Source organism: Bacillus haynesii, from assembly GCF_014042035.1.
In the GTDB taxonomy this organism is placed as follows: Bacteria; Bacillota; Bacilli; order Bacillales; family Bacillaceae; genus Bacillus; species Bacillus haynesii.
This window is the reverse complement of sequence record NZ_CP059494.1, coordinates 2,365,471-2,392,259: the sequence shown is the minus strand read 5'-3', so window position 1 is coordinate 2,392,259 and position 26,789 is coordinate 2,365,471. Positions and strand designations below refer to the sequence as shown.

Annotated in this window: 24 protein-coding genes; 19 read left to right on the top strand and 5 right to left on the bottom strand. The window is 46.5% G+C overall.

Annotated features, from left to right (window positions below):
• Positions 1-15 precede the first annotated feature (15 nt).
• The gene (locus H2R00_RS11825) at positions 16-780 is read right to left on the bottom strand and encodes an SDR family oxidoreductase (RefSeq protein WP_154996341.1); all 765 of its coding nucleotides are present in this window, start codon (positions 778-780) and stop codon (positions 16-18) included.
• Between the two features lie 152 nt (positions 781-932).
• On the opposite strand from H2R00_RS11825, the gene H2R00_RS11820 reads away from it, so the two are divergent.
• Positions 933-2,405, top strand: coding sequence for a carboxylesterase/lipase family protein (locus tag H2R00_RS11820; protein ID WP_154996339.1), 1,473 nt, complete (start codon positions 933-935; stop codon positions 2,403-2,405).
• Between the two features lie 20 nt (positions 2,406-2,425).
• Here H2R00_RS11820 and H2R00_RS11815 read toward each other — a convergent pair whose 3' ends face one another.
• Entirely contained in the window at positions 2,426-3,703 is a 1,278-nt protein-coding gene (locus H2R00_RS11815; RefSeq protein ID WP_154996337.1) for an MFS transporter, read from the bottom strand.
• Between the two features lie 370 nt (positions 3,704-4,073).
• Between H2R00_RS11815 and H2R00_RS11810 the strand changes: the two genes are divergently transcribed.
• The 5 genes from H2R00_RS11810 to H2R00_RS11790 all read left to right on the top strand — a co-directional run bounded on the left by H2R00_RS11810 (position 4,074) and on the right by H2R00_RS11790 (position 8,908).
• Positions 4,074-4,754 (top strand): PspA/IM30 family protein, encoded by a 681-nt coding sequence (locus H2R00_RS11810; protein ID WP_182069171.1) that lies wholly within the window; start codon positions 4,074-4,076, stop codon positions 4,752-4,754.
• Between the two features lie 35 nt (positions 4,755-4,789).
• Positions 4,790-5,815, top strand: coding sequence for a TFIIB-type zinc ribbon-containing protein (locus H2R00_RS11805; RefSeq protein WP_182069170.1), 1,026 nt, complete (start codon positions 4,790-4,792; stop codon positions 5,813-5,815).
• Positions 5,815-6,582, top strand: a complete 768-nt coding sequence (locus H2R00_RS11800; RefSeq protein WP_182069169.1) for a TPM domain-containing protein — start codon at positions 5,815-5,817, stop codon at positions 6,580-6,582. Before H2R00_RS11805 ends, H2R00_RS11800 begins: the two co-directional genes overlap by 1 nt.
• 21 nt (positions 6,583-6,603) lie before the next feature.
• Positions 6,604-7,578 (top strand): SPFH domain-containing protein, encoded by a 975-nt coding sequence (locus tag H2R00_RS11795; RefSeq protein WP_182069168.1) that lies wholly within the window; start codon positions 6,604-6,606, stop codon positions 7,576-7,578.
• Between the two features lie 274 nt (positions 7,579-7,852).
• Entirely contained in the window at positions 7,853-8,908 is a 1,056-nt protein-coding gene (locus H2R00_RS11790; RefSeq protein WP_182069167.1) for an LLM class flavin-dependent oxidoreductase, read from the top strand.
• A 31-nt stretch (positions 8,909-8,939) separates the two neighbouring features.
• On the opposite strand, the gene H2R00_RS11785 is transcribed toward H2R00_RS11790, so the two are convergent.
• Positions 8,940-9,767, bottom strand: a complete 828-nt coding sequence (locus H2R00_RS11785) for a TrmB family transcriptional regulator (protein WP_182069166.1) — start codon at positions 9,765-9,767, stop codon at positions 8,940-8,942.
• Positions 9,768-9,914: 147 nt separating this feature from the next.
• On the opposite strand from H2R00_RS11785, the gene H2R00_RS11780 reads away from it, so the two are divergent.
• The 4 genes from H2R00_RS11780 to ftsW all read left to right on the top strand — a co-directional run bounded on the left by H2R00_RS11780 (position 9,915) and on the right by ftsW (position 13,703).
• A complete protein-coding gene (locus tag H2R00_RS11780; protein WP_154996324.1) occupies positions 9,915-10,547 on the top strand; it encodes a homoserine/threonine efflux transporter in 633 nt (210 codons plus the stop codon).
• A gap of 193 nt (positions 10,548-10,740) precedes the next feature.
• Positions 10,741-11,385: a helix-turn-helix domain-containing protein gene (locus tag H2R00_RS11775; RefSeq protein WP_182069164.1), complete on the top strand. Its 645-nt coding sequence runs from the start codon at positions 10,741-10,743 to the stop codon at positions 11,383-11,385.
• Positions 11,386-11,400: 15 nt separating this feature from the next.
• Entirely contained in the window at positions 11,401-12,558 is a 1,158-nt protein-coding gene (gene rodA, locus H2R00_RS11770) for a rod shape-determining protein RodA (protein ID WP_182069162.1), read from the top strand.
• Positions 12,555-13,703 (top strand): putative lipid II flippase FtsW, encoded by a 1,149-nt coding sequence (gene ftsW / locus H2R00_RS11765; protein ID WP_182069160.1) that lies wholly within the window; start codon positions 12,555-12,557, stop codon positions 13,701-13,703. Before rodA ends, ftsW begins: the two co-directional genes overlap by 4 nt.
• Positions 13,704-14,043: 340 nt before the next feature.
• Here ftsW and H2R00_RS21540 read toward each other — a convergent pair whose 3' ends face one another.
• Both H2R00_RS21540 and H2R00_RS11760 read right to left on the bottom strand, forming a co-directional pair.
• A complete protein-coding gene (locus H2R00_RS21540) occupies positions 14,044-14,103 on the bottom strand; it encodes a hypothetical protein (protein WP_219192634.1) in 60 nt (19 codons plus the stop codon).
• 354 nt (positions 14,104-14,457) lie between these two features.
• The gene (locus H2R00_RS11760; RefSeq protein ID WP_154996316.1) at positions 14,458-14,883 is read right to left on the bottom strand and encodes a VOC family protein; all 426 of its coding nucleotides are present in this window, start codon (positions 14,881-14,883) and stop codon (positions 14,458-14,460) included.
• A gap of 94 nt (positions 14,884-14,977) precedes the next feature.
• On the opposite strand from H2R00_RS11760, the gene H2R00_RS11755 reads away from it, so the two are divergent.
• From H2R00_RS11755 to H2R00_RS11715, 9 genes are all read left to right on the top strand, one after another.
• Positions 14,978-15,925, top strand: a complete 948-nt coding sequence (locus H2R00_RS11755) for a helix-turn-helix transcriptional regulator (protein ID WP_182069158.1) — start codon at positions 14,978-14,980, stop codon at positions 15,923-15,925.
• A 521-nt stretch (positions 15,926-16,446) separates the two neighbouring features.
• On the top strand, positions 16,447-17,124 hold the full coding sequence (locus H2R00_RS11750) for a DUF3298 and DUF4163 domain-containing protein (RefSeq protein ID WP_154996312.1): 678 nt from the start codon (positions 16,447-16,449) through the stop codon (positions 17,122-17,124).
• A gap of 70 nt (positions 17,125-17,194) precedes the next feature.
• On the top strand, positions 17,195-18,574 hold the full coding sequence (locus H2R00_RS11745) for a polysaccharide deacetylase family protein (RefSeq protein ID WP_182069156.1): 1,380 nt from the start codon (positions 17,195-17,197) through the stop codon (positions 18,572-18,574).
• 128 nt (positions 18,575-18,702) lie between these two features.
• A complete protein-coding gene (amyS, locus tag H2R00_RS11740) occupies positions 18,703-20,241 on the top strand; it encodes an alpha-amylase (protein WP_182069154.1) in 1,539 nt (512 codons plus the stop codon).
• Positions 20,242-20,407: 166 nt separating this feature from the next.
• Complete coding sequence (locus tag H2R00_RS11735; protein ID WP_154996306.1) at positions 20,408-21,358, top strand: LacI family DNA-binding transcriptional regulator; 951 nt, start codon at positions 20,408-20,410, stop codon at positions 21,356-21,358.
• A gap of 116 nt (positions 21,359-21,474) precedes the next feature.
• Complete coding sequence (locus tag H2R00_RS11730) at positions 21,475-23,238, top strand: glycoside hydrolase family 13 protein (protein WP_182069152.1); 1,764 nt, start codon at positions 21,475-21,477, stop codon at positions 23,236-23,238.
• A gap of 94 nt (positions 23,239-23,332) precedes the next feature.
• The gene (locus H2R00_RS11725) at positions 23,333-24,586 is read left to right on the top strand and encodes an extracellular solute-binding protein (RefSeq protein ID WP_154996302.1); all 1,254 of its coding nucleotides are present in this window, start codon (positions 23,333-23,335) and stop codon (positions 24,584-24,586) included.
• Between the two features lie 41 nt (positions 24,587-24,627).
• Positions 24,628-25,935, top strand: coding sequence for a carbohydrate ABC transporter permease (locus H2R00_RS11720; protein ID WP_182069150.1), 1,308 nt, complete (start codon positions 24,628-24,630; stop codon positions 25,933-25,935).
• The gene (locus H2R00_RS11715; protein WP_154996298.1) at positions 25,936-26,787 is read left to right on the top strand and encodes a sugar ABC transporter permease; all 852 of its coding nucleotides are present in this window, start codon (positions 25,936-25,938) and stop codon (positions 26,785-26,787) included. It begins immediately after the preceding gene.
• The last annotated feature ends 2 nt before the right edge of the window (positions 26,788-26,789 follow it).

Sequence of the window (26,789 nt, the reverse complement as noted above, 5' to 3'; positions counted from 1 at the left end):
ATGCCAACATTCCTTTTATTCGATGGAATGTTTTAAAGAACTGTACATTTGGCTGACGCTTTCATCAATTTCATCTCTTGACATCCGCAAGGCTTTTTCCGATCTGGCATAGCCGATTTCTAATCGGCCTTCTTCCAGCCCTTTAAAGATCGCGTCGGCAAATTCATCCAAAGGAGCTCCGAAATCATGCAGTCCGACACCGCCCAGATCCGTATTGACCGCAGGAGGAGCGACCTCTATTACCTCAACGCCGGTCTCGGAAAGCTGGTGTCTTAAACTCATCGTAAAAGAATGGAGAGCGGCTTTTGTCGATGAGTAGATCGGTGCGATCGCCATCGGTGTAAACGCCAGACCTGATGTCACATTGATGATCGCTGTTTTCTCGGGTTTTTCGGCAAAGTATTGGCTAAAGAGCATGGCCAGGTGGATCGGCGCCTCCATGTTGACGGTGATTTCTTTATTGTAGTCAGCCCAATTGTCTATCACATCGGCTTTTAAAATATGGTAGCGCTGCTGTATGCCCGCATTATTCACAAGTACGTTTACGCCGGGGTGACGTTCTTTGACCCATTCAAATAATGCCAGTCGTTCCGTTTCATCGGTTACATCGCATACACGCGTGATCAGCTCCGGATATTTTTCCTTTGCTTCTTTAAGCTTGCTTTCCCTTCTCCCGCAGACGATGACCGTATTTCCCGATTTCATAAATCGTTCGGCGAAAGCAAAGCCGATTCCTGATGCGCCGCCTGTGATCAGCACTGTGTGTCCCGACAGTTTCATTGAAATCCCTCTTTTCCGTCAAGTTTTTAAACAATAGGTTGTACATCTCTTCTGATTCTATAATGACCCTTTATTTTCCAAAGCGCAAGTATTCTGATTAGACGGTATGTTCCGATTCCATTATCATTGAAAAGTGAAAGGGGTGGAATAAAATGTATGAAACGACTGTCGAAACATGCTTCGGAAAGCTGAAAGGCAGAACGGAAAACGGAGTCCGTATCTTTAAAGGCGTTCCTTTCGCAAAACCTCCCGTCGGTGAGTTAAGGTTTCGGGAACCGCAGCGAATGGAGGCCTGGGAAGGTGAGCGGGAGGCTTTTCAATTTGGGCCGGTTTGTCCGCAGCCTGACGGGGTATTGCCCCAATCAGAGGGGGTTCAAAAATCTGAGGATTGCCTTTATTTAAATGTGTACGCACCTGAAGAGGCGGATGGGGATCTGCCTGTTATGGTGTGGATTCATGGGGGCGCTTTTTATCTCGGCGCCGGCAGTGAACCGTTCTATGACGGGACTCAGCTTGCAAGACAGGGAAAGGTGATCGTGGTCACCATCAATTATCGCCTCGGTCCGTTCGGTTTTTTGCATCTTTCTTCAATTGATGATTCCTACAGCAGCAACCTTGGCCTGCTGGATCAAATCGCGGCTCTCGAGTGGGTGAAAGAAAATATCGCTTTCTTTGGCGGAGACCGTCATCATATTACCGTATTTGGAGAATCGGCGGGATCGATGAGCATCGCTTCACTTTTGGCGATGCCGAAAGCAAAGGGGCTTTTTCAACAGGCCATTATGGAAAGCGGGGCTTCCGCAACAATGTCCGAAAAGCTTGCGAAAGCTGCAGCAGAAAGATTCTTAAGGCTTCTCGATATTGATCATCATCACCTGGAGCGCCTTCGCGATGTATCTGATCAAGAGCTTCTTCAAGCCGCCGATCAGTTGCGTACTTTAATGGGAGAAAATATTTTTGAATTGATATTTCAGCCTGCACTTGACGAAAAAACCTTGCCGATGAAGCCGGAGGCCGCCGTCGCAAAAGGCGCGGCAAAAGAGATCAATCTATTAATCGGAACAAACCGCGATGAAGGCGCCTTGTTTTTTACGTCTGATTCGGATCTTTTGCCGCAGAGCAAGATCAATGAGATTTTAGAAGAATACGTGGGAAAAGAGGCCGCTGAAACCGCGGCGTCTCTGTATCCGAGATCATTGGAAGGCCATGTTGATATGATGACAGATCTGATCTTTTGGCATCCGTCTGTTGTGTTCGCTTCGGCTCAATCGCGACATGCATCTGTCTTTATGTACCGGTTTGACTGGCATACCGATTCAGAGTATCCGCCGTTCAACAAAGCGGCGCACGGCTTAGAGATTCCGTTTGTTTTTGGAAATATGGACAGTTTGGAACAGCTGACAGGCACTAAGGCTAGTGAGGAAGCGCAGCTGCTTGCTAAACAGATCCAAGCTGCCTGGGTGTCTTTTGCCCGTTCCGGAAATCCAAGCACTGATCATGTCAGCTGGCCTGATTATGATGAAGATTCACGGAAAACGCTCATTTTTGATCAAGAAATTGCGATTGAAAGCGACCCGTATTCAGAGAAGAGAAAGATGTTGACAGCCTCGAACCAGCAGGTTTAGAACAAGCGGCTGACCTGTGGTCAGCCGCTTTGGTGATAGCGTTCGCTTTGAATAGCTTCAAGCGATTTGCCGCGCGTTTCCGGCGCCATACGGAGCCCGATGATCATATGAATGACGAGAAATGCAATCATGACGGCGCCGGCTGTTTTAAAGCCCAATCCCGTAATCATCGCAGGAACGACCAATGAGATGAGTCCGACGCCGATGCGGACGATGAAGAACATGAAGCCTTGGGCGAGCGCCCTGTATTTCGTATGAAAAAGCTCTGCCGCCCACAGCCCGTAAAACGCCTGCGCTCCAAAACCCGCAGAAATGCCCCACAGGCATACGAATAATAAAAGCTCTGTGATATTCATCGTGCCGAAGGTGAGGATGACCCATGCGGCGGTTGCCATGGCTGCTCCTATGCCAAAAAGCGTTTTCCGATTGACTTTATCGCCGAGACGGATAAAGACGAAGTATGTGGACGCGACTGTCAAAATCCATAAAAATGCCTGCAGCAGGTTGGCTTGCGCCGCTGTCAAGCCGCCGACCGTCTCATAGATATACGGCATGAAATATCCCATCGTTCCGGCAACAAGGTTCCAAAACGCGTAAATTCCGATGAGGAGAATCATAGCGTGGAGGTTCGCTTTGTTGGTCAACAGCTCTTTGATCGACGCCTTTTCTTCAACTCCTTTTGCTTTGTCTTCGGCTTCTTTTCGCTTTTGCTCCTCCCAGATGGACGATTCGTGAATCTGCTGCTGCAAAATCCAGGTGATGACCGCGACGACGAATAATTGGGCAAAGATCAACCGGCTTCCCATTAAACCGAGCGGCGCCAAGGCAACCGATAACAGCAGCGTAAGCGCGGGTCCGACCGACCATGCCAACTGCCCCCAGCCGACGCGTCCGGCCCGCTCATGATCAGGCGCCTCCTCGGCAATGTAAGTCCATGCAGCCGGAATCGCTGCGCCCACCGCAATTCCCGTCACGATGTATCCGGTTAAAAGCATGGGAAAATTGAATGACACGGCGATCAGTAAAACGCCAAGCATATAGACTAATAGATCGTATTTGTATATGAATTTTCTCCCGTAACGGTCGACTAAAAAACCGCCGAGAAAAGCGCCGATCGCCGCGCCGAAACCATTTGCGCTTAAAGCGCCGAGAAGTCCGACCCGGGCGTCGTCCAACCCTAAATATTCAACCCATAACGAAAGTCCGCCGGCCCCCGCGACGATTGATCCCGCCTCCAAATAGTTGGACATGGCAACCGTGATCGTCGACTTCAAACTCCCTTTTTTTCTCCCTGGCATGATTCGTTCCCCTTTCAAATCAGAATTCTTTTCTGACAGAAGCCGGATTGATGCATCGAATGCTCGATTTTTCCTTAGTGAGTCATGCAAAATTGTAAGCGTTATCATTTTATAGTGGTACCGACCCTGCATCCGTTTCAGCCTGCACGCTGTTCCGAATGTTTTGCTTATAGTATTACTTTATTCGTAAAACAAAAATAAATCAACATATAAATCAGAATATTTCGTCTGTATATTTTTGTTTTTGTTTGAAAGTTTTTTCTCGAAAAACTGCCATTATATCAATTTTTTATTAAAAAACCGAAACTTTTCCTCAGGAAAATAGTATATTTAAACTAAGTATATTTTACTATGAGGAGGAATTTTTTAGATGAGTATATTAAGCAGGTTCAAAGACATTATGGCCAGCAATATTAACGCTTTGCTGGATAAAGCGGAGAACCCGGAAAAAATGGTGGATCAGTACGTCAGGAACTTAAACAGCGACTTAAACAAAGTAAAGGCGGAAACGGCGTCCGTCATGGCGGCCGAGCAAAGGGCAAAAAGAGAACTGGCGGATTGCCGGGAGGAAATCGAGAAGCTCGAGCGCTATGCAATGAAGGCTTTGGAAGCCGGCAGTGAGGCGGATGCCCGATCATTTTTAGAAAAGAAAGCGGTTCTGGAAACGAAGGCGTCCGAATTAGAAACTGCATTTCAAACGGCGTCATCCAATGCGCTTCAAATGAAAAAAATGCACGATAAGCTCGTTTCCGATATCGGGGAGCTTGAAGCGCGCCGCGCCGCGATCAAAGCGAAATGGACAGCGGCGAAAACACAGGAAAGAATGAATAAAATCGGTGCATCTGCAGCGAATGCCAACCATTCAATGTCCGCTTTCGGCAGAATGGAAGAAAAGGCTAACCGGGCGCTTGATGAAGCGAATGCGATGGCTGAACTGAACGCCGCTCCTCAAGATGGCATAGAAGACCTGAAGGCTAAATATGACAGCCCCTCTGATGTGGATGATGCGCTTGCCGCATTGAAAGCAAAAATGGCGGGTCAAAAGTCATAACAATTTGAAACGAATAAAGTGAGAGGTTAAGAGACATGGTAATTTCTTATAAATGTCTGGGCTGCGGAGATGACATGGCCTTTGACGCTGAATCGGGCACGCTGGCCTGCCGGAGCTGCGGGAGACAGGACAAGATTGAAAACATTCCGGAAGAATTGAAAACAGCGAGATTTACGGAAGATGAAGCAACAGAATATCATTGCCAAAATTGCGGCGCCATTTTGATCACTGAAAAAGAAACGACGGCTACATCCTGCAGCTTTTGCGGGGGAGCGGCAGTGATCGCCGACCGCCTGTCCGGAAACCTTGCCCCGGCAAAAGTTATTCCTTTTACAATCAGCAAAGAGGAAGCGGCAGACGCGTTTCGCAAGTGGTGCAGAAAAGGGCTGTTAACACCAAAAGGCTTCATGTCGGCTGACCGGATTAAAAGCATCACAGGCATGTACGTCCCTTTCTGGATGTACGATTTAAACAGCAAAGTGCAGGTCAGCGCCCGCTGCACAAAGGTACATAGGTATACACAGGGCGACTACATCTACACGAAGACCGAACATTATGATGCGTTTCGCGATATCAATCTCGACTACATCAAAGTCCCGGTGGATGCATCAGAAAAGATGAACGATGAATTGATGGACAAATTGGAGCCTTATCCGTATGATCAGCTGAAAGATTTTAAAACGGCCTATTTGGCAGGCTACATCGCTGAAAAATATAATTACGATGATGAAGAGCTTTTTCCGCGGGCGAAAAGCAAAATCAGCGGTTACATCGAGTCATATATCGATTCCACCCTATCCGGCTACAGCTCAGTCGATGTGAAAACGAAACACGTCGATACGCAAAAAATGAAAAGCTTTTATGTGCTTTTGCCCGTCTGGATGGTCAATTACAATTACAAACAGAAGGATTACATTTTTGCCATGAACGGACAAACGGGAAAAGTCGTCGGCAAGCCGCCGATCAGTTCATTTAAAGAAAAGATGTGGTTCAGCGGACTGGCTGTTTCCATATTTGCGGTATGGAAAATTATTGCTGCTGTGATGGGAGGCGGGGCGTGATGAGAAGTTTATTGAGAAGTGCAATGATCTTATGTATGATTTTCCTTGTCTTCATCCCTATAGCCTCCGGTGCGGCAGCCTCCGAACAGAAGCGGTATATTTATGATGAAGCCGGGCTTCTGACCAAACAGGAAATCGACAAGCTGGAGACGCTGGCAGCCAAATTGGGCGCCGAACGGGAAACCGACTTTATCATTGTGACGGCCAATGATACAAACGGCCGCGATGTGAAGAAATTCACACAGGACTTCTATGACGAAAAAGCGCCCGGCTATCAGAAGAAGCACGGAAATGCAGCCGTATTGACGGTTGATATGGAGCATAGAGAAGTCTATCTTGCCGGCTTTAAAAAGGCTGAAGAATATTTGAATGACGCCAGGCTGGACAAAATTAGAGAAAAAATCACGCCGGATATATCTGACAACCATTATGAGGCTGCATTCGAAATGTTTATGAAGGCGGCGTATGATGATATGGAGAAGAAACCGTGGGCGGATAGCATCTTTTTTAAGACGTGGTTTCAATTGCTTGTGTCAGCAGTCATCGCAGGAATTGCCGTCGCCATTATGAAATACAATTCAGGCGGCAAAGTGACCGTAAGTTCAAGCACTTATATGAACGGTGATACATCCGGAGTGATCAGAAAGAATGACGAGTACATCAGAACGACCGTCACAAAACAGAGAAAACCGTCCAATAATAAAAGCTCAGGCGGCGGAACGACGAGCGGAGGACATTCGCACAGCGGCAGCCGGGGAAGCTTTTAGAAAGGGAAAGGAAGAGCTCAAATGGTGTTTTTTAAAAATCAATTTGCAAATGTAGTAGAGTGGGATGAATTTCGCGATGATATGATTTTCTATAAATGGAACAACCGCGAAATCAAAAAAGGGAGCCGGCTGATCATTCGCCCCGGTCAGGATGCCGTCTTTTTAAACAACGGAAAAATTGAAGGCATTTTCCAAGATGAAGGCGACTATGACATCGAATCCGAAATCATTCCTTTTTTATCTACTTTAAAAGGTTTTAAATTTGGCTTTAACAGCGGGATGCGCGCCGAAGTCCTGTTTGTCAATACGAAGGAGTTTACCGTCAAGTGGGGGACGAAGACTGCCATCAATATCCCGGCTGCAGGACTTCCGGGCGGCATGCCGATCAGGGCGAACGGCACATTTAACTTTAAGGTGAATGATTATGTCGCATTAATCGATAAAATTGCCGGTGTGAAAGATCATTATGTTGTGGAAGATATCAAAATACGGATCACATCCATTCTTGATCAGCTTCTGATGAAATGGATCACAAAAGAAGGAAAAGATATGTTTAACCTTCAAGCCAACGCCTTTGATATCGCAAAAGGGATCAAGGAAGACCTTGATATGGAGATTATCAGCGACGGCATAACGATAACAGGCTTTAACATCATGAGTTTCAATTATCCGAAAGAAATCCAGGACATGATCACGAAAAACGCTTCCCACGGCATGGTCGGTGATCTGAACAGATATCAGCAGATCTCCATGACAGACGGCATGGCGTCAGGGAAGATGACAGGCGGCGGTGCCGCATCCGATATGGCCGGCATGATGATGGGGATGAACGTAGCGAACCAAATGATGAATCAGATGAACCAAAATCAGCAGGCGCAAACACAGACGCCCCCAAGCACGCCGCAGGCAGCGGCAAAGCCGAACTTCTGTCCAAACTGCGGAACGAAAACAGGCGAAGCCAACTTCTGTCCGAACTGCGGGCAGAAACTTGTGTAAGCCGGGGGATCGATATAAGAAAGAAGATACCAGCAAAGTTGGTATCTTCTTTGTGAATACATAAATAACAGACCGGCACGATCGTCGGCAGACCAAGCTGGAAAACAGATGGAGCAAGAGCTGACCCTGATGCGCAAGTCGGATCAATTGCATGATCAGAGCGCCCGCCGTATTCTATATATAACAATGTGAATGTCGGATGAAAAGAATACGGCATACATCAATTAAGGATGTACAGAATAATTAAAGGAAACAATGTGGAGGAAAAAGCGACATGGAATTAGGCATCAGCACCTTTGTAGAAACGACCCCTGATATCAAAACCGGAAAAGTCATCAGCCATGCAGAGCGGCTGCGCGAAGTAGTGGAGGAGATCGTCCTTGCCGATCAGGTGGGCTTGGATGTATTCGGAGTTGGAGAGCATCATCGTGAAGATTACGCAGCTTCTTCTCCTGCCGTCGTCCTGGCCGCAGCAGCTTTACAGACGAAGCGCATCAGATTAACGAGCGCGGTCACCGTGCTGTCGTCGGCTGATCCCGTCCGTGTTTTTCAGGATTTTGCGACGCTCGACGGGATTTCAAACGGCAGGGCGGAAATCATGGCGGGCCGGGGGTCTTTCATCGAATCCTTTCCGCTGTTTGGATATGATTTAGACGATTATGATGAGCTCTTTGAAGAAAAGCTTGATTTGCTGCTCGAGCTGCAAAAGTCGGAAAGGGTCACATGGAGCGGCAAGCATCGTCCGGCTATTCAAAATACAGGCGTATACCCGCGCCCTGTGCAGAATCCGCTGCCTGTATGGATTGGAAGCGGCGGAAACCAGGAATCCGTCGTTCGCGCCGGCCTGCTCGGCCTGCCGCTGGTTCTCGCTATCATCGGCGGGAGTCCGCAGCACTTTGCCCCGCTTGTTGAGCTTTATTATAAAGCAGCGGAACATGCAGGGCATGATGCCTCAAAGCTGACTGTCGCTTCCCATTCCCACGGCTTTATCGCGGAGGATACCGAGACGGCCGCGGATCGGTTTTTCCCTTCCACCCAGCAGGCCATGAATACGCTCGCAAGGGAGCGGGGCTGGGGGCCGTACAGCCGGTCGAGCTTCGATGCAGCCAGAAGCTTTGAAGGGGCGCTCTATGTAGGCGATCCTGAGACGGTGGCGGAAAAAATTATTCATCTGCGCAAGAATGTCGGGATCACCCGATTTATGCTTCACGTTCCGGTCGGTTCGATGCCGCACGAAGATGTCATGAAGGCGATTGAACTTTTTGGAACTAAAACGGCGCCGCTCGTCAGGGAAGAAGTATCCCGCTGGGAGGCATCCGAAAGGTCCTAACATGAAAGGCCCGCGCTTTAGCGCGAGCCTTTTATTTCATATAATGCTTTTTGAAATCCGGATGAATCGAGAATTTGCGGCGCAAATGGATCAGGTTTTCGCCGAAACTTTCCTCCAATACCTCTCTGTGCTTCTCCATGATTTCCATCAGGTACAAATCATGAATCATCACTTCGGTAATCGGCATCACCAAGCCTACATGCATCGTCCAGGCCGCGCGGCTGTCTTTCCCATGCGAGACAATGCCGGCCACAACTTCTGTATCGTCGACGCTGAATACGAGCCAGCGTCCGTCATACTCTTCTGTAATTTGCCTGCTGCTGTCATGTAGATAGACATTGGCGAAATCCGCTTCAATGTCGCCGTACGCAATAATGGTCACGATGACGCCTTTTTTTGCGGCCCGCTTGAGCTCAGGCTCCAATTCAGGAAAATCCTCTTTCCAAATTTCGAGGAGAATCCTTTTTCCGGCCGATGATATACACGCTTTTACTTTATCGAGAATCTCGCTTCGCCCGGTGATGTTCCAAATATTTTCCCGGTCATTTGCAGTGCGCTCAAACTTCTCGAAATATTTTTCTGCCTGTTCAAAAGTCTCTTCCGCTTTCATCCGCCGGTTTTTAATCAGGTCCTTGGCGGGGACGGGAATGTACTGCGGTGTGTTGCCGTAGCTGATAAAAATATCGCCGCGGATCACGAGGCTCTCCAGCACTTCGTATATTTTCGACCGGGGAACACCCGATTTTTTTGCTACCGCATAGCCTGTCAGCGGTGATTCTTCCAAGAGCGCCAAGTATGCTTTCGATTCATACTCGGTGAAATTCAGGTTTTTCAGTACGTCTAATATGGTTTCCTTCATAAGCCCTCCAGCTTCAACAAGAGTCGCTACCTTTGTCACTCATATTTTGCTGGATGTATTGATTTATTTCAAGTCCGCTGATACACTTTTTATAAGTGGTTACTCAAGTAGTCACTATATAAAAACCAGTATGGGGGGAGACACCTGATGGATAGCCTGCTGTCATACATATCGATTGCCGCCATGATGGTGGTGATACCCGGAGCTGATACGATGCTTGTGGTGAAAAACACGCTTCGATACGGTCCAAACGCCGGGCGCTGCAATGTTCTCGGCTTGGCGACGGGGCTTTCTTTCTGGACGCTGATTGCCGTTCTCGGCTTAGCGGTGGTGATTGCGAAATCGGTGATTCTGTTCAATACGATCAAATACTTGGGGGCGGCCTATTTAATATATTTAGGCATTAAAAGCTTTTTCGCGAAAAAAATGTTTTCTTTGGAGGACATACAAGCCGAGAAGAACAAAACCGAAAACTCATCAAGCCGGCATTATAAGGATTCGTTTATGCAAGGATTGTTCAGCAACGTTCTGAATCCGAAAACTGTTTTGGTCTATATCACGATTATGCCTCAATTTATCAACTTAAGAGAAAGTGTTAACCAGCAGTTGATCATCCTCGCTTTAATCCTTACCTTTCTTGCTGTGTTTTGGTTCCTCATCCTTGTATATTTGATCGATTTCGCAAAAAAATGGCTGAGAAGCGTGAAATTCCAGAAGATCTTTCAAAAAGCTGCGGGTCTGGTGCTTGTCGGGTTTGGTGTTAAAACGGGTTTGGATTGATATCGGAGAAGGAGTGAGCGTTTCGGCTCACTTTTTTTGTTTATTTGTCAACGATTATGGGATGGAAAATGCCAGATGCAACAGAGGTCTATGGTTATTCGTTGACATTTTGACAACGATTCTATATATTTATACCGATTTGGTCTTTTGGCTGATAGATTGATACATTTTTAGTGTGAGAGGAGAAAAGCTCGTGGATGAACAAAAGAAAAATCAGCTGGGAGCGCTGCTGAAAGAGCATTTGCGAAAAAGATCATTCTCTTTAAGAGAATTGAGCGAACGCACTCAAATCGATAAAGCAACCATCTCAAGAATCATTAATGGCAAAAGAAAAGCAAACTTGAACCATTTGCAAAGATTTTCAGAAAGTCTCGACGTTTCTTTTGATGAGCTGATGAAAGCGGCCGGCTATGCGATGGAGAAGGCGCGGGAAAGCGAACGTCCGGATATTCACTCGTCAGTTGCCGAAATTGAAGATGTTTTGCAAACCTCAAATGTCTATGATCGGTCCTTTACCATGGAAGAACTGAAAAACAAATTGAATGAGTACGAACAATATTCTCAGACGGAGGAAGGAAAGCATACCATTCTGGCTGAGTTTGAATCTAAAGTCGAGAAAGTCGCCGGCATTGGTCCTTTTCTGACCCGTTTGCACGACATGTACAGCAGATTTACTTCGGGGCGGGGGACGCCGCGTGAATTGCTGCTGATGGGCGGCGCTTTGCTGTATTTCATCGTTTCTGTTGATGTCATACCGGATTATATTTTTCCGATCGGCTATATTGATGATGCCGCAGCGGTTCATTTCGTTTTCAACCAGCTGTCACATAAATCATAATGGAGCATGTTAAAGATGAAAAGAAAGCATATCAACATTGACATCAGTCTGCTGCTTATTCTATTTTGTTTGTTTATTATCAGTCTGCTGGCCGTTTACAGCGGGTCGGGCCAGTATGAAACACAGGACCCTTTTTATTTTGCTAAACGGCAGGTCTTTTGGTATCTTGTCGGGTTTGGCGTCATGGCGGGAACGGCCTACATCGACTACGAGCTGCTTGAACGATTGGCGCTTCGTTTATTTGCGGGAGCCGTTTTTCTTCTGATTCTCGTTCATTTTTTTGGAACTTATAAAAACGGTTCGCAAAGATGGATAAGCTTCGGGGTCATCGAAATCCAGCCTTCAGAATTTATGAAGATCATTTTGATTCTTCTGTTGGCTTCGATACTCAATCAATATCAGCATAAAAGGTTCTCCTTCACCGAGAGCATCATTCCGACGGGGAAAATCATGATGTACACGGTGATTCCGTTTTTCTTCATATTGGTTCAGCCTGACTTAGGGTCCGCATTGGTGATTCTGTCGATCGCATTCACGTTGATGCTGGTCTCGGGGATTTCGGGCAGAATGATCATGTCCCTGTCACTTGGATTCATGGCATTGGTCGCCTTTTTGACGTATTTGCACAATCATTACTTTGAGATTTTTTCAAAGATTATTAAGCCTCACCAGCTTGACCGGATATACGGCTGGCTCAGTCCTCATGAACATGCCTCTACATATGGATACCAGCTGACGCAGGCGTTATTGGGGATCGGATCGGGCCAGATGTCAGGAAGCGGCTTTACGCACGGAATCCAGGTTCAAGGAGGGAAAATTCCGGAGGCTCATACCGATTTTATTTTCGCCGTGATTGGTGAAGAATTCGGTTTTTTGGGTGCCGTAACATTAGTCTGTCTGTATTTTCTGATGATCTACAGAATCATTAGGATTGCGATCTCGTCCAACAGTCTGTTCGGTCTTTATATATGTGCGGGGGTTGCGGGGTTGATTGTATTCCAAGTGTTCCAAAATATCGGGATGACGATCGGGTTAATGCCGATCACGGGGCTCGCTCTTCCGTTTATCAGCTATGGCGGCAGCGCGCTGCTGACCAACATGATCGCTTTAGGTCTCGTTTTCAGTGTGAATATCAGATCTAAACATTATATGTTTGGGAATGATTGGGGATGAAGGTGTTCAACATGATTCTTTCCCATCTAAAAAAACTGGATTATGTTTTGATTGCCTCGGTTCTGTTTTTATCTACTTTTGGCTTGCTGATGGTATACAGCGCCGGCTACCCCCTCGGATATATGAAGTATCATGATGGCAGCTATTTTTTTATGAAGCAGCTGCAGTGGCTGCTCATCGGTTTGACCTTTTTTTCGGCTGCCGTCTTTTTCCCTTACAAAGCTTACAGCAAACTCATCCGGTTTTTGGTAAAGCTTTCTTTTTTGCTGCTGATTCTTGTTTTGCTGCCGGGAATCGGGATGGAGAAAAACAATTCCCAAAGGTGGATTCAACTCGGTTCGCTCATTATTCAGCCGTCTGAAGCTGTGAAGCTTGTGATGGTTATTTATTTCGCCTATGTGTATGCAAAAAAGCAGAGATACATCGCCGATTTCAGAAAGGGCGTCATGCCGCCGCTGCTCATTTTGGCCGCTGTGTTTTTTTTGATTTTAAAACAGCCCGACTTGGGCACTGCTGTTTCGATCCTGTTAAGCTGCGGAGCGGTTCTGTTGTGCGCAGGCCTCAGAATACGGCACTTGCTGCTTCTCGGAACAATGGCAGGGACGGGCATCGCATATTTTGCTATGACGGCGCCGTACCGGTTAAAAAGGCTGACATCGTTCAGCGATCCTTTTCAAAATGAAAACGGAGACGGCTACCAGTTGATCAATTCGTACCTTGCCATTGATTCGGGCGGGTTATGGGGGAATGGATTGGGGAACAGCGTTCAAAAGCTGGGATTTCTTCCTGAAGCCCATACGGACTTTATCATGGCGGTTATCAGCGAAGAACTCGGCGGTATCGGGCTGGCGATGATCATCGGGGCCTACCTGTTGATCATGTTCAGAGGGGTTCGGATCGCTGTGCAAATCGATGATCCGTTTGGAAAGCTGCTGGCGGTCGGTCTTACTTTCCAGATCATGATTCAAGCGTTATTTAACCTGGGCGCTGTTTTCGGCCTTCTTCCCATTACCGGAATTCCTCTTCCGTTTGTCAGCTACGGAGGTTCTTCATTAATGTTCATGCTGATGTCAGCCGGGATATTGGTCAACCTCTCCTCACATGTTAAGCGGGGAGTTAAAAAAGATGAGGCCTTTCTGTTATAGAAAGGCCTTTTCCAAAAAAGTGGAGAAATCGAAACTTTGGCTCAAAGTTTCGATTGACCAGACGATCCTGTCATCAGGAATTTATCTTCTCATATCGTATTTGACCGTGACGCGTTTTTATCCATATAAACGCAATCATATTGATAAATAAAGGAAATCGTGATATATTCAAGGTGTGAAACAGAATAATCTTTAAATGAATGCGTAAACTGAAAAAAGACCGGAAGATGCGGCAACATCTCCCGGAAGCAACAGAGGGGCTCCATAAAAAGGAGTCGGCTCTATTTTTAGATCCCAATTAAAAAGTAAGATCGTCTTGGTGTGGGAATCAAGGGCGATCTTACTTTTTTTTGTCGTTAGATGACAGAATTGCCACTACAAGAATGCCGAAAGACACCATGAGTTGCAAGGCCTCTGATACTGTCACATGCTCACCCCCTTTCTCTCCAAGAGATGGAGGGTGAGCCGACCGCCCTTATATAGAACCGAACTGTTGCTAAACCTTATTATACCAAAAAGCAGAGGCGTTTCCACAAATGCCCTTTGACGAGTGAATTTGAAAAACCGCAGTTTTTTAAAAACTTTCTGCGGTCAAACGGAGTAAATGCTATTTTTTCTTTAACAACTGAACAAACTGACTGCAGCTTGGATTTTGATTCAATCATTTAGCCGGAACCCTGCTAATTCTTCAGCTGATCTAGTGCAAAAAAGGCCGGTTCGTTAAACCCGGCCTTTTTTAAAATGTCTTATTCATTTATGCGGGACGCGCGGCAAAAATTTGAAAGGTAACGCCGAACGGATCGGTGACAATGCCGTATGCGGGACTGAAATAAGTTTCCTTCAGCTCAAGTTTGACCTCGCCCCGCTCGCTCAGCTTGCCGAACAGCCGCTTTGCCGAAGAAACATCTGCTGCCGTTACGCAAATGGACAATTGGTTTCCGCTTTGGAAAGGCAGTTCAGGAATGATGTCGGCGATCATCAGGACGGCGTCGCCGATTGTCAAAACGGCGTGTGCGATGAAATCTAATTCGTCTTCTTTAAAATTCGCCGCCTCATCTGCGGGGCCTTCACCAATCGTCTGACTGAACTTTACTTCAGCATCGAGTACATCACGGTAATAATCAATCGCTTCCTTTGCTCTTCCATTCATCAGGATATAAGGTGTGAATTGCGTTTTCATAGGGGGAACATCTCCTTTTTTTGTTGATCTAAGGAGATTGTATATTATAATGGTGACAGCTTATGTCATGGTTAAAAAATGATTGGAGGTTTTCATGTCTAAAGCGAAACGATTGAATGAAATGATCATGATGGTAAACCGGAAAAAACGATTTACGGTCGGGGAGCTGGCGCAGGAATTCGGAGTATCCAAGAGAACGGTTTTAAGGGATTTGCAAGAGCTCAGCGAAATGGGGGTGCCCCTCTATTCTGAAACCGGCCCCCACGGAGGATATCAGGTGTTAAATGAAAGGATACTTCCTCCCATCGCCTTCAGCGAGAACGAAGCGATCGCCATCTTCTTTGCGATCGATGCACTGAAGCATTATATATCCCTGCCGTTTGACGCCCAGTACGAGTCCATCAAAAAGAAATTTTATTTAAATCTTTCAGGAGACATCCGGGATGCGATTGACAGTATGAAGGACCGCGTTGCTTTTTATACGCCTTATGAGCAAAAAGACGACATTCCGGTTTTAAAGGCGCTGCTTGAGGCGGCAGTTCAACAAAAGGTATTGATCATCGAATATGAAGCAAATGGCGCAGCAAGCAAGAGGAACATTCAACCAATCGGAATCTATGCCAATCAAGGGAAGTGGTATTGCCCGGCTTACTGTTTTTTAAGAAAGGATTACCGCATCTTCAGGTGCGACCGGATCAAGCGGGCTGAGCTTGATGAACATGTGGCTCCAATTGATTTGTCCGGTCTTAATTTAAAGAACCGTTTTTCGGCTTTGTCCAGGCCAAGGGAGACATTGGAATTATCCGCGAAGCTGACAAAAAAGGGAGTAGAACGGCACGGTTCACTCAAATGGCCGCACATTGAACTGCATGTAAGAGAAGACGGGTCCGGTGTGCTGAAAGGCGAAATTGCGCCGAAGGATATTGATTTTTTTGCGGATTATTTCATTTCATTCGGCCGGGAAGCGGTTATTCAGAAACCTTCTGAATTAATCGAAAGGATGAGGCGGACATTATCCGATATGCTGAAACAATACGGCTAAAATGAAGACTTCGGCCAGATTGATGATGAAGAACGCAGCCTGGATCTTCTGCATATAAAGCCCCGGTAAAAAAACGCGTGAAGACGCACGTCTTCTTCATCATCCCGTTAAAGACACTCTCAGGAGTCGAGAGTGTCTCAGCGTGTCGACAAACCCTCGCATTCGTTGTCAGGTCTGCGCGTCGGTGCACACGAATAGAGGAGAGGAAGGATCGGCGGCTAACCGCCCAGGCGTCTTGCCCGAACGCCGCCGTCATCACATCCTGTGAAAGTCCGCTCCGATGCTCGGCCTTCCTAGACTGCAAGGATTTTCAATCACGCTGAAAGGATGACAAAATCTGCGACACTCTCAGGAATTGAGAGTGTCTTATTTTTGCCGTCAGAAGAAATTTTTACCCAAAAAAGTTGACGGCAGATTTAAAAGTGAGTATCATTACAAATATGAAATAAATATTACATTTGTGTTACAAAAGAAAATGATATGTTACGAGTTTAAAAGAAGATTGACAAAGGAGCATGCTTATGAAAAAAGCGATGGCTATTTTAGGATTCCTTGTACTCACAGCATCGCTGCTATTTATCATCAATAAAGGAACATCTCAAATAAACGCTTCACAAAATAGAAAAGCCGCGGTTCACACGGAATATTACAAAGACATCAGTTCGCTTTCTTTTCCGGTATTCAGCGATTTGAAGGAAGAAGATGTCCAGCTGGCCAACGATGCGGTAAAACTTCATTTAAAAAACTCCTATAAAGAATTTCAAAAAATCGTTAAAGATGCCGAAAAGAAGGATAAGGATGAGGAAAACGTTTATGAAACGTCCTACAAAGTCAAATACAACGAGGAAGGCAAACTGAGCTTTTTAATCTATGACTATCAGTTCTCCGGTGGTGCGCACGGCATGTATGCCGTTACATCCTACAACTTTGACTTTGACAAGCATAAACAAGTCGTGCTGACTGACGTATTAAACAATCAGGCGAAAATCGAAAAGGCAAAAAACTATATTTTCAGCTATATCAACGAACATCCGGAACAATTTTATTCTGATCTTAAAAAGAGCGATATCCGCTTGGATGAACATACGGCTTTCTATTATACAAGCAGCGGAATTTCAATCGTATTTCAGCAGTATGATATCGCCCCGTATGCGGCCGGAAACCAGGAAATAAAGCTTCCGTCGACGCTTTTATATTAGCCCGGTATTAGATCCAATATTCGTAATAGAAACAGAGAGAGCAAGTCATGAAACAGGAGAGTGAGCAGCAATGTCTGGCAAACCATCATTTCGCTGGGTTAAAATGTTGATTTTTTTAACGATATTAATAGGTTTAGCGGGGTACTCTTACAATAAGGTGTCAAGCAACAGTCAAGAGCCGCCTCAATCAAAAAAAGACGGCGGACAATCCGGTCTCGGCGTCGAATCCATGGTCAGCGACAGCAAACAAGAGAGGTATGCCATCCACTATCCGGTGTTTCACATAAAAGAAATCGATGAACAAATAAAAGATTATGTGAATCAAGAATTGGCCACTTTTAAAGAGGATAACGCAAAGGCCCAGGCTCAGGATGAAGACGGGCCTTTTGAACTGAACATCAAATATAAGGTTGTCTATTACACAAAAGATACGGCCAGTGTGGTGCTGAATCAATACATAGAGGCCGGCGGCGTTTCGGGTACAACGTCTGTCAAGACGTTTAACGCTGATTTAAAACAGAAAAAGATGCTGTCCCTTCAAGACCTGTTTGAAGAGAATTCAGATTTTCTGAACAGGATTTCAAGCATTGCCTATCAGGAATTGAAAAATCGGAATCCATCTGCTGACATGGCTTTATTAAAAGAAGGGACAAGCCCTCAGGAAGAACATTTCAGCCGCTTCGCGCTCCTTGAAAACGAAGTGGAATTTTATTTTGAGAAAAAACAAACCGGTCTTGAGCAGTCTGTAAAAATAAAAAAAGATTGGGTAAAAGATATTTTAAAAGACCGATATCAGGATATGAAAAAGAATCGTCTTCAGTCAAAACCTGAGCAGGAGCCTGTTCCGCTTCCGAAACAAGCGAAAATGAATCCTGATGAAAAAGTGATTGCTCTCACATTTGATGACGGCCCGAACCCCGCTACAACCAATAAAATATTAAACGCTTTACAGAAGCATGAAGGGCATGCAACCTTCTTCGTGCTTGGAAGCAGAGCTCAATATTATCCCGAAACGATAAAACGGATGCTGAAGGAAGGAAACGAAGTCGGCAACCATTCCTGGGACCATCCGTTATTGACAAGGCTGTCAAACGAAAAAGCGTATCAGGAGATTAACGACACGCAAGAAATGATCGAAAAAATCAGCGGACACCTGCCTGTACACTTGCGCCCTCCATACGGCGGGATCAATGACTCCGTCCGCTCGCTTTCCAATCTGAAGGTCTCGTTGTGGGATGTTGATCCGGAAGATTGGAAGTACAGAAATAAACAAAAGATTGTCAATCATGTCATGAGCCATGTGGGGGACGGAAAAATTGTCTTAATGCACGATATTTATGCAACGTCCGCAGAAGCGGCTGAAGAGATTATCAAAAAGCTGAAAGCAAAAGGCTATCAATTGGTAACTGTATCTCAGCTTGAAGAAGTGAAGAAACAGAGAGGATATTGAATAAATGAGAGGAAAGCGCCATATCGGCGCTTTTCTTTTGCAAGAAAATATAGGGAAAATGGTATTTGTTAAAAATTCCAAATATTTATACAATAGCATGTGTTTCACATTGAAAGGGGAGGAGAATCATGAAACAACACAAACGGCTTTATACCCGATTGCTGCCGCTGTTATTTGCGCTCATCTTCTTGCTGCCTCACTCTGCAGCAGCGGCGGCAAATCTTAATGGGACGCTGATGCAGTATTTTGAGTGGTACACGCCGAATGACGGCCAACATTGGAAACGCTTACAAAACGACTCGTCATATTTGGCTGAACACGGTATTACTGCCGTCTGGATTCCCCCGGCATATAAGGGAACGAGCCAAGACGATGTGGGCTACGGTGCTTATGATCTGTATGATTTAGGGGAGTTTCATCAAAAAGGGACGGTTCGGACAAAATACGGCACAAAAGGAGAGCTGCAATCTGCGATCAACAGTCTTCATTCCCGGGACATCAACGTTTACGGCGATGTGGTCATCAACCACAAAGGCGGCGCTGATGCGACCGAAGATGTAACCGCTGTTGAAGTCGATCCCGCCGATCGCAACCGCGTAATTTCAGGAGAACAGCGAATCAAAGCGTGGACACATTTTCATTTCCCGGGGCGCGGCAGCACATACAGCGATTTCAAATGGCATTGGTACCATTTTGACGGAACCGATTGGGACGAGTCCCGAAAGCTGAACCGCATCTATAAGTTTCAAGGAAAGGCATGGGATTGGGAAGTTTCCAATGAAAACGGCAACTATGATTACTTGATGTATGCCGACATCGATTATGATCATCCTGATGTCGCGGCAGAAATAAAGAGATGGGGAACGTGGTATGCCAATGAGCTGCAGTTGGACGGATTCCGCCTTGATGCCGTCAAACACATTAAATTTTCTTTTTTGCGGGATTGGGTCAATCATGTCAGGGAAAAAACGGGGAAGGAAATGTTTACGGTAGCCGAATATTGGCAGAATGACTTGGGCGCGCTGGAAAACTATTTGAACAAAACAAACTTTAATCATTCAGTGTTTGATGTGCCGCTTCATTATCAGTTCCATGCTGCATCGACACAGGGAGGCGGCTATGATATGAGGAAATTGCTGAACGGAACGGTCGTTTCCAAGCATCCTTTGAAAGCGGTTACGTTTGTCGATAACCATGATACACAGCCGGGGCAATCGCTTGAGTCGACTGTCCAAACATGGTTTAAGCCGCTCGCTTACGCTTTTATTTTGACAAGAGAATCAGGCTACCCCCAGGTTTTCTACGGGGATATGTACGGGACGAAAGGAGCCTCGCAGCGCGAAATTCCTGCCCTGAAACACAAAATCGAACCGATTTTAAAAGCGCGAAAACAATATGCGTACGGAGCACAGCATGATTATTTCGACCATCACGACATTGTCGGGTGGACGAGGGAAGGCGACAGCTCGGTTGCAAATTCCGGTTTGGCGGCTTTAATAACAGACGGACCCGGCGGGGCAAAGCGAATGTATGTCGGCCGGCAAAACGCCGGTGAGACATGGCATGACATCACCGGAAACCGTTCGGAGCCGGTTGTCATCAATTCGGAAGGCTGGGGAGAGTTTCACGTAAACGGCGGGTCGGTTTCGATTTATGTTCAAAGATAGAAGAATAGAGTGATAGACGGATTTCCTAAAGGAAATCCGTTCTTTTATTTTCTCCTTCTTATAAAATTTCTTTGATTACATCTTATAATAAATTTTAACAAGGTGTCATCAGACCTAAAAAGGACTTGCTGACAGTTTGAATCGCAAAAGGTAAGGCGGGGATGAAATGGCAACGTTATCTGATGTAGCAAAGAAAGCAAATGTGTCGAAAATGACGGTATCGCGGGTGATCAATCATCCTGAGACTGTGACGGATGAATTGAAAAAGCTTGTTCATTCCGCAATGAAGGAGCTCAATTATATACCGAACTATGCAGCTAGAGCGCTCGTTCAAAACAGAACACAGGTCGTCAAGCTGCTCATATTGGAAGAAATGGATACGACAGAACCTTATTATATGAACCTGTTAACGGGGATCAGCCGCGAGCTGGACCGTCATCATTATGCTTTGCAGCTTGTCACAAGGAAATCTCTCAATATCGGCCAGTGCGACGGCATTATTGCGACGGGGTTGAGAAAAGCCGATTTTGAAGGGCTGATTAAAGTATTTGAAAAGCCTGTCGTTGTATTCGGCCAAAATGAAATGGGCTACGATTTTATTGATGTTAACAATGAAAAAGGAACCTATATGGCAACGCGTCACGTCATTGGGCTGGGTGTCCGCAATGTCGTCTTTTTTGGAATCGATTTGGATGAGCCTTTTGAACGGTCAAGGGAAAAAGGCTACCTTCAGGCGATGGAAGGCAGTCTGAAAAAAGCGGCGATTTTCCGGATGGAAAACAGTTCAAAAAAAAGTGAAACACGCGCGCGGGAAGTGCTGGCATCCCTTGATGCACCGGCAGCGGTGGTTTGCGCTTCCGACCGCATCGCGCTCGGTGTCATCCGCGCGGTGCAATCGCTCGGCAAAAGAATTCCGGAAGATGTCGCGGTCACCGGCTATGACGGGGTGTTTCTCGACCGGATCGCTTCGCCTCGCCTGACAACGATCAGACAGCCTGTTGTTGAAATGGGAGAGGCTTGCGCGAGAATCCTGCTGAAAAAAATCAATGAAGACGGAGCGCCGCAAGGCAATCAATTTTTTGAGCCGGAGCTTATTGTCCGGGAATCGACTTTGTAAGGCGTCTCATTCTGTTACCGTTAACAAGCTGAAAATGATTGTTCCTGCTATGCCGTCATGATAATTTCAGAATAAAAGCCGGTTCATCACAGCCGGACAACCAAAAAGGGGGAAACATGATGGAATATGCAGCGATACATCATCAGCCTTTCAGCTCTGATGCCTATTCTTACGATGGACGGACATTGCACATCAAAATCCGTACAAAAAAGGATGATTCCGATCACGTCCGCTTAATTTGGGGTGATCCTTACGAATACACCGGCGGCACATGGAAAGCGAACGAGCTTGCGATGGCGAAAATTGCCGCAACAAGCACGCATGATTACTGGTTTGCCGAAGTGGTGCCTCCGTTCAGGCGTCTGCAATATGGGTTTATCCTTACAGACGCTGATGGTCAAGACACTTTTTACGGAAGCAATGGTGCATGTCCGTTTGCAGGGAAAATGGCGGATACGGGCAAGCACTGCTTTAAATTTCCGTTTGTTCATGAGGCTGATACGTTTGATGCACCTGACTGGGTCAAATCAACCGTCTGGTATCAAATTTTTCCGGAGCGCTTTGCCAGCGGGCGAGAAGATTTGTCTCCGGAAAACGCTTTGCCATGGGGAAGCAAGGATCCCGAGGTGCACGATTTTTTCGGTGGGGATTTGCAGGGGATCATGGACAAGCTGGACTATTTGGAAGACTTAGGGATAGGCGGCATCTATTTGACACCGATCTTTGCCGCGCCTTCCAACCATAAATACGATACATTGGACTATTGCTCGATCGATCCGCATTTTGGCGATGAGGAACTCTTTCGCACGCTGATCAGCCGGCTTCACGAGCGGGGAATGAAGATCATGCTTGACGCTGTTTTTAACCACATTGGCAGCGCTTCGCGAGAGTGGCAGGATGTCGTCAAAAACGGTGAAAAGTCCCGCTATAAAGACTGGTTCCATATTCATTCTTTCCCTGTTAAAGAAGGCGGCTATGATACATTTGCGTTTACTCCCGAGATGCCGAAGCTTAATACGGCCAACCCGGAAGTTCAGGCTTATTTGCTTGATATCGCGCTGTACTGGATCCGCGAATTTGATATTGACGGCTGGCGTTTGGATGTAGCGAATGAAGTCGATCATGCGTTTTGGAAGAAGTTCCGGCAAGCCGTCACAACAGAAAAGCCCGACATTTTTATATTGGGCGAAATCTGGCATCAGTCTGATCCGTGGCTTAGAGGAGACGAATTTCATTCCGTCATGAACTACCCGTTCACAGAACCGATGATTGACTATTTTGCAGACGGATCAATTTCAGCTTCGCAAATGGTCAGCCGCATCAATTCGCATTTAATGAGCGGGATGAAGCAGGTCAATGAGGTGATGTTTAATTTGCTAGACAGCCATGATACGAAACGGATTTTGACAAGATGCGGAGGAGATGAGAAAAAGGTGCGCTCTCTTTTGGCATTTATGTTTGCTCAGACAGGCTCGCCGTGCATTTATTACGGAACTGAAATCGGGCTTGACGGCGGGGATGATCCATTGTGCCGGAAGTGCATGGTTTGGGAAGAAGAGAAACAGAATCAAGAGATGCTCACATTTATGAAACGGCTGATCGCTTTGCGCAAACAAGAGAATGATGTATTGACTTATGGAGCGCTTGAGTGGAGGCTGGTTGACGATCAAAACAATTTTGTCAGTTTTTCCCGAACGCATGAAGGAAAAGAGCTGATCTACTTCTTCCACCAGGGCAGCGAAATGCGCCGTGTCAGATTGCGGGATTTGAAGATTGCAAGCGACAAAAGAATATACGATGCGTGGAAGGAAGAAGCGCTTCATCATGATGATGTGATCAACATTCAGCCAGGCGGATTTTTCATTTTGGGGGCGGTTTAAATTCTGTTACCGGTAACAGGTTTAAAACTATTGTAACCGCTTTCTATCGAGGATTACAATTGTCTCAGATTCTAAGATAGAAGGGGGAAAAAAGATGCAACATTTAAAAAAAGGATTTGTAGTCCTGCTGGCGTCAGTTCTGCTGTTCGGTCTTGCCGCCTGTTCAAGTTCAAAGGAAACAGGAGGCAGCGGCGGGAAAAAAGTGCTCACCGTGTCTGTGGAAGAGGTCTATAAACCTTACGTCGAAAGCATAAAGGAAGGTTTTGAAAAAGAGAATGATGTGACAGTCAAAATCGTTGAAAAGCCGATGTTCGATCAGCTTGAAGCGCTTCCTCTTGACGGCCCGGCAGGCAATGCGCCCGATGTCATGCTTGCGGCATACGACCGTATCGGCGGCTTAGGTCAGCAAGGGCATTTGCTGGAAGTCAAGCCGTCTGATACAAAAAGCTTCGGCGACAAAGAAATGCAGCAGGTGACGGTTGACGGAAAAGTCTACGGAACCCCGCTTGTTATTGAAACTCTCGTACTCTATTACAACAAAGACCTGTTAAAAGCGCCGCCAAAAACCTTTAACGAACTCGAGGATTTAACAAAAGACAAAAGATTCGCTTTTTCTTCGGAAAAAGGAAAATCGACCGCTTTTCTCGCAAAATGGACGGACTTTTACATGTCATACGGTTTAATGGCCGGATACGGCGGATATGTATTCGGAGCTGACGGCACGGATTCCGGAGACATCGGTCTGAACAACAAGGGAGCCGTGGAGGCGGTGGAATACGCCGAGAAATGGTTCAGCGAATATTGGCCGAAAGGCATGCAGGACAATACGAGCGCTGACGATTTCATCCAGCAGACCTTTATGGATGGAAAAGCAGCGGCTGTTATCGGAGGTCCTTGGTCGGCTTCCAATTATAAAGAAGCCGGTTTGAACTACGGCGCAACGAAAATCCCGACATTGCCGAACGGAAAAGAGTATGCCCCGTTTGCAGGCGGAAAAGGCTGGGTCGCCTCAAAATATACGAAAGAGCCGGAGCTTGCTGAAAAATGGCTTCAATATGCCGCAAATGACGAAAACGCTTATCGTTTCTATGAAGATACGAACGAAGTTCCGGCCAACCTCGCTGCACGAAAGAAAGCAGGGGAACAAAAAAGCGAGCTGACATCGGCGGTCATCACGCAATACGAAACGGCGACTCCGACTCCGAATATTCCGGAAATGGCTGAAGTGTGGACAGGTGCAGAAAGCTTGATATTTGACGCGGCAGCAGGAAAAAAATCGGCTCAGCAATCAGCGGATGATGCCGTCCGTGTGATCAAAGAAAACATTAAAGAAAAGTATGTGAAATAAAACGGCGGTTTTAGCGTCCGGAAGAATAGAGGGCGAAAAAAATGAACAAAGACCAAACGCTTGCAAAACTGAGCCGGAAGGCAGCGCTGTTATCGATTATTCCCGGTGCTGGCCAGATTGCAAACCGGCAGTTTTCAAAGGGGATCCTTTTTCTAGTCATCACAGGCTTGTTTATTTGTGAGTTAGCGCTTTTCGGTTATCAGGCGCTGATCGGTCTCGTGACGCTGGGGACTGTCCCGGGGGAAGACCACTCGCTGTTTCTCTTGATAGAGGGCACGCTGCAATTGATTTTGACGCTCGTTTTTCTGATGTTTTACATCTTTAATCTGTATGATGCCCGGAAGACCGCCGCGATGAAAGCGGCGGGTTTGAAAATCAGCGAGACGGCTGGGGACATGATCAGAAATGCAGGTGACAAAGGGTTTCCGTATTTATTTACGCTGCCGGCATACCTCATGATGGTGTTTGTGATTATTTTTCCGGTGCTGGTGACTCTGTTTATCGCGTTTACAAACTACGATTTTTATCATATTCCGCCTAACAGTCTTATCGACTGGGTCGGCTTTAAAAATTTCATGAATATCTTTTTCCTTGGCTCGTATCGGCAAACATTCGCCGATGTATTGGGCTGGACGATCATCTGGACGATCTGTGCGACGACGCTGCAAATTGTTCTCGGCATCGTGACGGCGCTGATCGTCAATCAGAACTTTATTAAAGGCAAGCGGATGTTCCGGATCATCTTCCTGCTTCCTTGGGCCGTTCCGGCATTTATTACGATTATGAGTTTCGCCAACATTTTCAACGACTCGGCGGGCGCGATGAACGTCCAGGTGATCCCGCTTTTGAACCAGCTTCCGTTCGTCGACATCCCGGCTGTCGCATGGAAGACCGATCCGTTCTGGACGAAGACGGCTTTGATTATGATCCAGACGTGGCTCGGTTTTCCCTACATTTATGTCATGGTGACGGGGGTGCTTCAGGCGATTCCCGGAGAGCTTTATGAAGCGGCAAAGATTGACGGTGCGACATTTATTCAGCGCTTTAAACACATTACGCTACCGATGATTTTATTTGCGACCGCACCGGTGATGATTACCCAGTATACGTTTAATTTCAATAACTTCTCGATCATCTATTTATTTAATGAGGGCGGTCCGGGGAGTGCGGGGGCTGGAGCCGGGTCAACCGACATCTTAATATCCTGGATCTATAAGCTGACGACAGGGACGTCGCCGCAGTATTCCGTGGCGGCTGCTGTCACACTGCTCATTTCTTTCATTGTCATCGGGGTTTCCCTGATTGCTTTTAAGAAGTCGAATGCCTTTGGCAATGAGGAGGTCATGTAGATGAGAGGGATTTTCAAAAATACGCGGTTCACCGGGATGCTGAACAAGGTTTTGACCTATATATTTTTGACGTTTTTAAGCATCGTGATTATTTATCCGCTTTTGATCACAGCATCATCCGCATTTCGGGTCGGGAATGTAGCGGCTTTTACACTCGATTTTTCGGGCGCATGGACATTGGACCACTTTAAGCGGCTGTTTGAAGAGACGCTTTACCTCAATTGGTACGGGAATACGCTTGTGATCGCGCTGTCTGTCATGGTGTTCCAGGTGACGATTGTGACGCTTGCCGGCTATACGTACAGCCGCTACCGGTTTGCGGGCCGAAAAAAGAGCCTCATTTTCTTTTTGATCATTCAAATGGTGCCGACGATGGCGGCGCTGACCGCTTTTTACGTCCTGGCCATGCTGATCGGAGCTTTGGACCAATATTGGTTTTTAACTGCAATCTATATCGGCGGCGGAATTCCGATGAACACATGGCTGATGAAGGGCTACTTTGATACAGTGCCGAGAGAAATCGATGAAGCGGCGCGGATTGACGGAGCGGGGCACCTGCGGATCTTTGCTTCGGTCGTTCTGCCGCTTGTTAAGCCGATGCTTGCAGTTCAGGCGCTGTGGGCGTTTATGGGGCCGTTCGGCGACTATTTGCTTGCAAAATTTCTGCTTCGGTCGCCGGAAAGCCTGACCATCGCCGTCGGTTTGCAGACATTCATCTCCAATCCGCAGCAGCAAAAAGTCGCGCTGTTTGCAGCCGGAGCGATTCTTGCAGCTCTGCCGATTTGCATCTTGTTCTTCTTTCTCCAAAAGAACTTTGTGTCCGGTTTGACATCCGGCGGAACGAAGGGATAAAC

Coding starts and splice junctions, on each gene's coding strand:
- H2R00_RS11810 (WP_182069171.1), top strand. CDS start 4,074: ATGAGTATATTAAGCAGGTTCAAAGACATTATGGCCAGCAATATTAAC.
- H2R00_RS11720 (WP_182069150.1), top strand. CDS start 24,628: ATGAACAAAGACCAAACGCTTGCAAAACTGAGCCGGAAGGCAGCGCTG.
- H2R00_RS11800 (WP_182069169.1), top strand. CDS start 5,815: ATGAGAAGTTTATTGAGAAGTGCAATGATCTTATGTATGATTTTCCTT.
- amyS (WP_182069154.1), top strand. CDS start 18,703: ATGAAACAACACAAACGGCTTTATACCCGATTGCTGCCGCTGTTATTT.
- ftsW (WP_182069160.1), top strand. CDS start 12,555: ATGAAGGTGTTCAACATGATTCTTTCCCATCTAAAAAAACTGGATTAT.
- H2R00_RS11725 (WP_154996302.1), top strand. CDS start 23,333: ATGCAACATTTAAAAAAAGGATTTGTAGTCCTGCTGGCGTCAGTTCTG.
- H2R00_RS11755 (WP_182069158.1), top strand. CDS start 14,978: ATGTCTAAAGCGAAACGATTGAATGAAATGATCATGATGGTAAACCGG.
- H2R00_RS11730 (WP_182069152.1), top strand. CDS start 21,475: ATGATGGAATATGCAGCGATACATCATCAGCCTTTCAGCTCTGATGCC.
- H2R00_RS11750 (WP_154996312.1), top strand. CDS start 16,447: ATGAAAAAAGCGATGGCTATTTTAGGATTCCTTGTACTCACAGCATCG.
- H2R00_RS11780 (WP_154996324.1), top strand. CDS start 9,915: ATGGATAGCCTGCTGTCATACATATCGATTGCCGCCATGATGGTGGTG.
- H2R00_RS11795 (WP_182069168.1), top strand. CDS start 6,604: ATGGTGTTTTTTAAAAATCAATTTGCAAATGTAGTAGAGTGGGATGAA.
- H2R00_RS11805 (WP_182069170.1), top strand. CDS start 4,790: ATGGTAATTTCTTATAAATGTCTGGGCTGCGGAGATGACATGGCCTTT.
- H2R00_RS11820 (WP_154996339.1), top strand. CDS start 933: ATGTATGAAACGACTGTCGAAACATGCTTCGGAAAGCTGAAAGGCAGA.
- H2R00_RS11825 (WP_154996341.1), bottom strand. CDS start 780: ATGAAACTGTCGGGACACACAGTGCTGATCACAGGCGGCGCATCAGGA.
- H2R00_RS11715 (WP_154996298.1), top strand. CDS start 25,936: ATGAGAGGGATTTTCAAAAATACGCGGTTCACCGGGATGCTGAACAAG.
- H2R00_RS11815 (WP_154996337.1), bottom strand. CDS start 3,703: ATGCCAGGGAGAAAAAAAGGGAGTTTGAAGTCGACGATCACGGTTGCC.
- H2R00_RS11745 (WP_182069156.1), top strand. CDS start 17,195: ATGTCTGGCAAACCATCATTTCGCTGGGTTAAAATGTTGATTTTTTTA.
- H2R00_RS11790 (WP_182069167.1), top strand. CDS start 7,853: ATGGAATTAGGCATCAGCACCTTTGTAGAAACGACCCCTGATATCAAA.
- H2R00_RS11785 (WP_182069166.1), bottom strand. CDS start 9,767: ATGAAGGAAACCATATTAGACGTACTGAAAAACCTGAATTTCACCGAG.
- H2R00_RS11760 (WP_154996316.1), bottom strand. CDS start 14,883: ATGAAAACGCAATTCACACCTTATATCCTGATGAATGGAAGAGCAAAG.
- rodA (WP_182069162.1), top strand. CDS start 11,401: ATGAAAAGAAAGCATATCAACATTGACATCAGTCTGCTGCTTATTCTA.
- H2R00_RS11735 (WP_154996306.1), top strand. CDS start 20,408: ATGGCAACGTTATCTGATGTAGCAAAGAAAGCAAATGTGTCGAAAATG.